The 8,384-nt window shown below is 65.7% G+C and carries 7 protein-coding genes; 5 read left to right on the top strand and 2 right to left on the bottom strand.

The window, feature by feature from the left end:
• On the top strand, window positions 1-227 hold a 227-nt coding region (locus DKT69_RS38205; RefSeq protein WP_161557750.1), incomplete at its 5' end, for an IS30 family transposase.
• A gap of 477 nt (window positions 228-704) precedes the next feature.
• Window positions 705-1,961, top strand: coding sequence for a group II intron reverse transcriptase/maturase (ltrA, locus tag DKT69_RS08340; protein WP_109801000.1), 1,257 nt, complete (start codon window positions 705-707; stop codon window positions 1,959-1,961).
• Between the two features lie 346 nt (window positions 1,962-2,307).
• Here ltrA and DKT69_RS39600 read toward each other — a convergent pair whose 3' ends face one another.
• A complete protein-coding gene (locus DKT69_RS39600) occupies window positions 2,308-2,622 on the bottom strand; it encodes a SpoIIE family protein phosphatase (RefSeq protein WP_236647403.1) in 315 nt (104 codons plus the stop codon).
• An 844-nt stretch (window positions 2,623-3,466) separates the two neighbouring features.
• Here DKT69_RS39600 and DKT69_RS08330 point away from each other — a divergent pair.
• Entirely contained in the window at window positions 3,467-3,766 is a 300-nt protein-coding gene (locus tag DKT69_RS08330; RefSeq protein ID WP_109800999.1) for a helix-turn-helix domain-containing protein, read from the top strand.
• A 1,511-nt stretch (window positions 3,767-5,277) separates the two neighbouring features.
• A complete protein-coding gene (locus tag DKT69_RS08320) occupies window positions 5,278-5,580 on the top strand; it encodes a DUF4193 domain-containing protein (protein WP_091634472.1) in 303 nt (100 codons plus the stop codon).
• A gap of 9 nt (window positions 5,581-5,589) precedes the next feature.
• Here DKT69_RS08320 and DKT69_RS08315 read toward each other — a convergent pair whose 3' ends face one another.
• A complete protein-coding gene (locus DKT69_RS08315) occupies window positions 5,590-5,808 on the bottom strand; it encodes a hypothetical protein (RefSeq protein ID WP_109801003.1) in 219 nt (72 codons plus the stop codon).
• A 1,058-nt stretch (window positions 5,809-6,866) separates the two neighbouring features.
• Between DKT69_RS08315 and DKT69_RS08310 the strand changes: the two genes are divergently transcribed.
• Window positions 6,867-8,294 (top strand): DEAD/DEAH box helicase, encoded by a 1,428-nt coding sequence (locus tag DKT69_RS08310; RefSeq protein ID WP_109800998.1) that lies wholly within the window; start codon window positions 6,867-6,869, stop codon window positions 8,292-8,294.
• Window positions 8,295-8,384 lie beyond the last annotated feature (90 nt).

The following is an 8,384-nucleotide window of genomic DNA, read 5'->3' as shown; positions in this document are numbered from 1 at the left end:
CGGTCTACTTCGCCCGCCCGCACTCACCCTGGCAACGTGGCAGCAACGAGAACGCCAACCGGATCCTGCGCGAGTACTTCCCCAAGGGCGTCCCCATCACCTCCGACCCGAAATACCTCGCGATGGTGGCTTCCGAGATCAATGACCGACCGCGTAAGATCCACGGCTGGAAGAAGCCCTCCGAGATATTCACCGAACTCGTCGAGGCAAATGCTTCCACTGGCTGAACCCGCCGGGGGGAGGCTTCAAACCACCACATGCTGCGTTGGCTGAAGACCGTCGTGGTGAGCGATGTGGAAAAGGCGCACGAGATGCGTCAGGTGGGGATCAGGAAGACGATCGTCGATGAGGTGTCGTTAGTTTATGAGGTGGCATCGAAACCGGGGTATCCAATGCAATCCCGGGATGAATCTGGCGGGTGCCCGATCTGCTGGCCAGGTGGTGTCCGGCATGGATGGCGACGTGAGCCTGGTCTGCTGCTCTCGTATGGAACAGGGGAAGGCGCGCTCGGATACTGCTGCCTCCGGGTGGCGACAGGGAGTCTCTCCAGCGGCGCAAACCGTGAGGGATTGAGTACCGTCGCCGAGCGTGCTGGCGGACCGGCTCGTAGTAGTGGTGAAGCCGCTGTAACGGCGGTGGAGCGAAGGGGTCGGGTCGTTCGTGGTCTGTTCGTCTGATCAACCGGCGTTCCCGGGAGGAGTCACGTGGATAGACAGAAGTCATCGGAAGGCAAGCCGTTTGAGATCTCCAAGCAGGAAGTGTGGGAGGCTTACCGGCAGGTGAAGGCCAATAAGGGCGCAGCCGGAGTGGATGGAGTGACTATCGAGGAGTTCGAGTCGGATCTGAAGAACAACCTGTATCGGATCTGGAATCGGATGTCGTCGGGGTCCTATTTTCCGCCTCCGGTGAAGGCGGTGGAGATACCGAAATCGCATGGCGGTGGCACCAGGGTTTTAGGGGTGCCAACTGTCGCGGACAGGATCGCCCAGACGGTGGTATCGCGCAGGCTGGAGGCGAAGGTCGAAGCGATCTTCCATCCAGATTCCTACGGATATCGGCCGAGAAGGTCGGCGCTGGACGCGGTGGGAGCATGCCGGCAACGCTGCTGGGACTTCAACTGGGTCATCGACCTGGACGTCGAGAAGTTCTTCGATAGCGTCGATCATGCTCTCATGGTCAAGGCGGTGCAGGTTCACACCGATGTTCCGTGGGTGGTGCTGTATGTCAAGCGGTGGCTGGTCGCGCCGCTACAGCTACCTGACGGGACCTTGCAGCGGCGAGACCGGGGGACTCCACAGGGTTCCGCGGTGTCACCCGTGTTGGCGAACCTGTTCATGCACTATGCGTTCGACGCGTGGATGGCCCGGGAGCATCCGGGTGTCCCGTTCGAAAGGTATGCAGATGATGCGGTGGTGCATTGCGTAAACCGAGGCCAGGCCGAGCGCCTGGTCGAGGCGATCGCGGACAGGATGGTTCAGGTCGGGCTGCGGTTGCATCCCGACAAGACCAAGATCGTGTACTGCAAGGACGTGAACCGGCGCGCAACATATGAGCACACCGCGTTCACGTTCCTTGGATACACGTTTCGCGCCAGGGGCGCGCGTAACGAACGTGAGAGCAAGACCTTCACGTCGTTCGCGCCCGCGATCAGCAAGGAAGCCCTGAAGAAGATCAGTGGGACAGTTCGCCGATGGCGACTGGACCGCAAAACCGGCCAGACCCTCGCCGACCTCGCACGGTGGATCAACCCGATTGTGCGCGGCTGGATGCAGTACTACGGGCGGTTCAACCGCTCCGCACTGTATCCGTTCCTGCAACGCATCAACGCCTACCTGATGCGGTTCCTGCGCCACAAGTTCAAACGAGTTCGATCCTTCAAGAAGGCCAAGGCGGGCTGGCAGCGCATCATCGACCAGTACCCGAAAGCCTTCGCCCACTGGGCATGGGTCAACGCCTTCTAGATGATCAGGACGACAAGAGCCGTATGACGGGAGACTGTCACGTACGGATCTGTGGGGGGCGGCGGGTGAGACTCCCGCCGCCTACCCGGCGGTCTTACGTGCTCCTCCCTTGGATGCCGGTCGCAACGGCATGTTCCTGTGCTCGCTCGTTAAAGGTTTGCGAGCGCGGCTCCTGGCTTCAAGACGTTGAGTGACGTCGGCGGCCGTTTGTGCCTCGCCGCGGTGCACCCCGCTGTGCGCAGCGTCCTGAGCATTACGTCAGTGGATCGGGCCATCGATGTCTATGACAGCGTCGAGGTGGCCCGCGGCTGACGTGCCGTCAACCGACGGTGTGGCCGGCGGATAGTCAGTCCGGCAGCGCCGCGCTGGTCCGCGCCTGGTCGGCACCGGCGTCGGCACTCCGTTCCTCGCTGTGCCCGTTGTGCCAGTCGAGGATCAGCAGGGCGGCATCATCGGCCAAGACCGGTCCGGCCACCTCGAGCACGGCGTCGGCCAGCGACCGGACGGCCTCACGCGGATGCAGACCGGTCATCTCCCGCAATTTTGCGGGTAGGTCCAGGCCGGCGGCCTTGCGCTCGCGCATGCCGTCGGTGACCACGACCAAGCGGTCTCTCGGTCGCAGCGTGATCTCGCCGGCGCGGTAGCCGATCCCGGGGAACATGCCCAGGGGAAGTTCCGGGTAGCGGCAGTTCCTGGGTGTCGCCGTCGCGGACGAGCAGCGGTGGCACGTGGCCGGCGTTGAGCAGCGAACACCCCCCCGGTGCGCAATTCGAGGCGGCCGAGTACCGCGGTGACGTAGCTCCACCCAAGCAGGACGGCGGTTGCTACCAGCCGTCGGGACAACCGTCGATGCGCTGCTGAAAGCAGGGACGGCCGTCCAGAAAATCTAGGTCCGAACCACTAGACATTCCCGCCGCGCCTGGCTAGTGTTCCTGTCGTTGACAGCAGAGATCATCGAAGACGCAGACGAGACAGGCCGAGCGTTACACAGGGCCCCGGACACATGTCGTGGCTCGCTCGGCACAGCGGTGGAAGTGCTGATCACCGCACGCAGCAAGGCAAGGTAAGGCACGTGGGAGTGGAAAGTAAGACCTTGACGTAATTCCAGGTCAGGGCAAGCAGGTGGGCCGATGCTGGTTCAGGGCTCGCCTGGCAGGACAATCCGTCGCACGTGGACGGGGCCATGAAGTCGCGTGGGGCTCCGACACCGGCGGGCAGCACGACAAGCACCACAGAAATTGGAAGCAGAGGAAAGGGAGGGCCCGAACACCGTTGGATCGCCCGTCTCCAGGACGCAGTTCAACTCTGGAGCCGGACACCGCAGTTTCCATCGAACGAGAGGTGGTCTCCGGTCACGCTTATGCGATCCTCGCACCCCAAACCGCCGACGGCGGCAGGTGCGGATACGACAACCCGACGAACCTGTCGGTAGAGGTGTTTTTGACCCGTAACCCCGGGCCCCGGCGTGGAAAGCGCCGGGGCCCTCGTCATGGAGAGGTACGTGTATGGCCCAACCCGACGACATGTTCGGTGACGACGACTACCCCGCCTACACGATGGGCCGCGCCGCGGAGATCACCGGTGCCTCGCAGGACTTTCTGCGTCGCCTCGACGAGGCAAAGCTGATCACCCCCTTCCGGTCGGCCGGCGGCCACCGCCGCTACTCCCGTTACCAGTTGCGCCTTGCCGCGCGGGCCCGGGAGATGGTTGACCAAGGCACCGCCCTGGAAGCCGCCTGCCGGATAATCATTCTCGAAGACCAGCTCGAAGAAGCCCTCCGGCACAACCAGAACCACCAGCGCTAACGGCAAACGGACGCTGCCTGATCTCATCGCCTTACGGTCCTTCTCCACCAGAGGGACCGTTTGTCGTACCCACTCCAGGGCTCAGCATCACGCCAGCGGGAAGCGGGTAGTGGGTCCGACTCGCTCGCCGTCGTATGGACGGCTGGGAGCCGGCGTGGCGTCTCCGGTCATCGGATCGGTGATGTTCGTACGTCGGTGAGGTGTTTGGTGATGCGTAGCAGCTGTGCGCCCGAAGGGACTCGAACCCCTAACCTTCTGATCCGGAGTCCGATGCCGAACGACCGCCGGGATCGCGGTCGTCCTCTACCCGGCAAACCGCAAGATCGACGGACGGCGGCGGCCGAGCAACTGCACTCTCTGCCATGCTCGAAAAGCGCTCGGTGAGTCATGGGTACATTTGGGCAGCGGTGGCCACGGCCGGGCAGCCATGGACATGCCCGCGTCTGGTGCCGACCGGTGTGCTCCATGTGCGCTCCATCGGTCGGAGCACGGGACGCCTGGCATCCGTGAGCACCGGCGGGCACTCCTGGCTACTCGTGAGCACCCCCTGGCAGGTAGGCTGGGCCCTCGCGCCCTCGTAGCTCAGGGGATAGAGCATCGGTTTCCTAATGAGCAGCTCCGATCTTCATCGCAGGCCGTTGGCCTGCGGTTTTTGGTTTCTACGCCTCGATTCTTGAGTCGCAAACGGCGGGCAGTGAGCTCGGCAGTTTGAAGATCAGTCGGGCGGTTGGGTGGCCCTTCCGGTCAGCTCTCGTTCGCGTATCGGCTGCCGCAGATCTAACGGCGGTCGCCACCCGCGCTGGGCCTACGGACCGTCGATCGGACGGGCTCGGCCTTGCGATATCGTCAATGTGCCCCCACCGGGCGTCGAGCAGTCCGCGTCCGCCGGCTGGCGACGGTCCGCAGGGCACCCCACGAATCCAGGGAGATACGATGCTGGAGCCTGAGCCGGCTCAAGACGTCCACGCCGAGGATGCCGACAGGCCAACCACGGCCGAGACCGAGACCGACGAGGTTGCCGTTTACGCAAATCGGGCTGTCCGACGCGCGAAGGGCAAGGTGGCCTCGCCTCAACCATATGGAAAGGGTCAGCGCCCCGGCGGCCGGGGCTCGGTCCAGAGCCCGCGCCAGTGGGGTAACCGCCGAAGCGGCTGATCCGTTGGTGGAGCTTTCGTCGGTACACGGCTTCCGGTGTCCGCGGCGATGGTGGCAGGGGGCAGAGCGGGAGCAGCGGGGCGCGTTGAACGGCGCTGAATGGCGTTGGGCCCCGCTGCGCTGCTCGCATCGTCGTACCTTGACCTGCGGTCCCTCCCAGTGCCCTTCGGGACCGGCCATGGCCGGGGGAGTGCGGAGTCATTCTCCGTTGAAATGGCAATCACTGCTTATGGTGCCCCTCGCCTTCATGGGCGAGCGCTACCCTTCCACGGCTCTCTTGAGCGCCACGACATGACCCGCGCGGTCTACCGTCGTGACACCCATGGACCAAGCCGGAGAGGCAAGAGGCCATCACGATGAGCAAGCCCATCGATTACGACGCACCGCGCCGACCGGCGGTTGAGGTTGAAGACGACGGCTTGGAGGAACTCAAGGCGCGCGGCGCGGCGGCGCAGTCACCGAGAGTCGACCTCGACGAGGCCGAGGCTGCCGAGAAGTTCGAGTTGCCTGGCGCGGACCTGTCCGGCGAGGAACTCACCGTGGCGGTCGTGCCGATGCAGCCGGACGAGTTCCGATGCCCGCGTTGCTTCCTGGTGCACCACCGCAGTCAGCTCGCCGCGCAGCCCGACGGCCGGGAGGTCTGCCGGGAGTGCTCCTGACGTTCGCCGTCAGGGCACCAGTTCCCGCCAGTCCGGACGAACACCCAGCCATGCATCGGCGAGGATCTGCGCCGACGTCCGACTCGGACAGGCGTGTAACTTCGACCGGCCGGCGATGCCGCCGGTCTGCGCCTCCACTTCCCATCGCTGGCCGTCGCTGCGGATATAGACGTCGCGACGCCCCCGCAAACTCCGGTCCCCATTCCACCAGTGACGCTCGATTCTCACCTGCTGATCGTATAGCAGCGCGTGCACGCAGACGAACCATAATGATCTTGAGAAGGCGGTCGGCGTGATCGGGAAACCAAGGGATTGTGGACGAGAGTCGGAAGGCCTGACCGGGTCGGCGCAGAACGCACCCGCGGAGCGCAGCGTCCGCGACGCCGCGCGTATGCCTTTCTGAGCGGCCACGTTTGACCGCCTCGACGCACATACCTCCCACCCATCCAATCAGGCCCCAAGCAGGTCATGTCAGGAGCTGTTCGACTCACATCGCCCCGGCCGAGACGGGCGGCGCCTACACCGCGCTGGTTGCACTGGGGCAACCACCCCGACCGGGGTCACGATGGGTGCGGCGGTCGCGGGTCGCGGCAGCAGGATCGACCGGGTACACGTTGATCGGGATGGCCGACACGACGATGTATGCGGGTACGGCCGAGCGGCGGTCCACCGCCACCGCCCCATCCGATGGTCCGGTCGTGGAGACGCGCTGATCCACCTGCACATGAACTCGATACCTGCGACGCGTCGAACGGAACACGCGTGGTCGCCCTTACCGGCTGGGCTCCGTGGCGTCGTGATGCCTAAACGAGCGGCGATGGGCGCGGTCGCCGGCTTCCGTCGGCGTCACCGTCAACAGCGAACGGGGTGCGCAGGCGGGTCATCGCAGCCGAATTCACGTCGACGGCAGGCATGTGGTCGCAAGGCGCATCCGATCCCGGTGCTTCACGGAATGGATTTGAGTCATGCATGGTTACATCAATCAACAGTTGCTCCAGAGTTTGCGCGCCAACGCGCGATTCGCCCGCTTGCACATGCAAGCCGGGTGCGGAAAATGAGCGGGGTGGATCCGGTGTGCTCGCCGTGGGTGACGGATCCGTTTCGCTTCGCCCGCGAAACCCTAACCCAAAACAACCATCGTGTACGGCTTGGGCTGGGGTGTGGGTAGAATTGATCAAGCCGCCCGCCGGTTCCGACCACGGCCTGCATCTGACGTCGACCACCACGCGCCGCGACCAATCGGTCAGCGCCGTGCAGGGCGACCCCTTCCACGTTCGGAGACTCCCATGGCGGCACGCCGCCCCAGCAAGACACCCCTTGTCACACCCACCTCCTTCGCTGACCTCGGCGTGCCCGGCCGCCTGGTCGCCGCGCTCGAGCAGGCGGGCATCAGCACGCCATTCCCGATCCAGGCCGCGACGCTCCCGGATTCACTCGCCGGACGCGACGTGCTCGGTCGGGGCCGCACGGGATCGGGCAAGACATACGCCTTCGCTCTTCCGGTCCTCGCCCGGCTCTCGGCCGCCGCGTCTCCACGGCTGCCCGGCCGCCCGCGCTCGCTCATCCTGGCGCCCACTCGCGAGCTGGCGACCCAGATCGAAGCGACGATCGCACCGCTGGCCACCGCGCTGTCGCTGCGGACCCTGACGATCTTCGGCGGGGTGAGCGCGCGGCCACAGGTCAGTGCACTGCGTGCCGGGGTCGATATCCTCATCGCCTGTCCCGGCCGGCTCGCCGACCACGTGTCGACCGGCCACGCAATCCTCGACGCCGTCGAGTTAACGGTGCTCGACGAGGCGGACCACATGGCCGACCTGGGCTTCCTGCCGGTCGTACGGCGACTCCTCGACACGACACCGCCCCGCTCCCAGCGGCTGCTGTTCTCGGCGACGCTCGACGCGGGCGTCGACGTCCTCGTGCGGCGATACCTCTCCAACCCAGTCACCCACAGCGTCGACTCGGCGATGTCCCCGGTCGCCGCGATGACCCACCACGTGCTCCGGGTGCGTCACGATGACCGGCTCCCCGTCTTGATCGACCTGACGGCCGCCCCGGGGCGCACGCTCGTGTTCACTCGCACGAAGCGGGGCGCCAAGCAGCTGACCAGTCAACTGGTCGCCTCGGGTGTGCCCGCCGTGGAACTGCACGGCAACCTGGCGCAAAACGCCCGCACCCGCAATCTGGCGGCGTTCTCCGCCGGCGATGCCCGCACGCTCGTCGCGACCGACATCGCGGCGCGCGGTATCCATGTCGACGATGTGGCTCTCGTGATCCACGCCGACCCGCCCGCCGAGCACAAGGCATACCTGCACCGCTCGGGGCGGACCGCGCGTGCCGGAGCGAGCGGCACCGTTGTCACCCTGATGACCGACGACCAGGTCACCGACGTGCGCGACCTCACCCGCCAAGCCGGCATCAACCCGACGATCACTCGGCTTGGGCCCGGTGACTCGCTGCTCACCGAACTCGCCCCGGGCGAGCGCCGCTTCGTGACGCCTCCCGTAGCAACGACGGCGTCACATCACGGACGAGGCCACAGCGCCACGCGGCGCCCGAATCCGGGCACAGCGACGGGCGGATCGACCGCCAGCGCAACGCGCGGGAGAGGCTCGGAAAGTCGTCGGGCGAGTGCCGCGGAAACCACGTCCGCGACACGGGGCGCGGCGGCGTTCTCTTCCGGCACGCGGGTTGGTAGCCGGCGCGGTCAGCGCTGACAGTGAAGGCACCGCGCGGCGCGCCCGTGCTAGCCTCACCGGGTTGCAACCTTCGGTTTGTCGCATACTTTGCCAGCGCCTGGTGGATAT

Origin of the sequence: Micromonospora sicca, from assembly GCF_003172935.1 — a bacterium.
GTDB classification, from domain to species: Bacteria; Actinomycetota; Actinomycetes; order Mycobacteriales; family Micromonosporaceae; genus Micromonospora; species Micromonospora sicca.
Note: the sequence above shows the minus strand (reverse complement) of the source record. Positions and strands in the feature narration are given on the sequence as shown.

Bases quoted from the DNA above. Each gene is read 5' to 3' on its own strand.
- DKT69_RS08320 (WP_091634472.1), top strand. From the start codon at position 5,278: ATGAGCAAGCCCATCGATTACGACGCACCGCGCCGACCGGCGGTTGAG.
- DKT69_RS08330 (WP_109800999.1), top strand. From the start codon at position 3,467: ATGGCCCAACCCGACGACATGTTCGGTGACGACGACTACCCCGCCTAC.
- DKT69_RS39600 (WP_236647403.1), bottom strand. From the start codon at position 2,622: ATGTTCCCCGGGATCGGCTACCGCGCCGGCGAGATCACGCTGCGACCG.
- DKT69_RS08310 (WP_109800998.1), top strand. From the start codon at position 6,867: ATGGCGGCACGCCGCCCCAGCAAGACACCCCTTGTCACACCCACCTCC.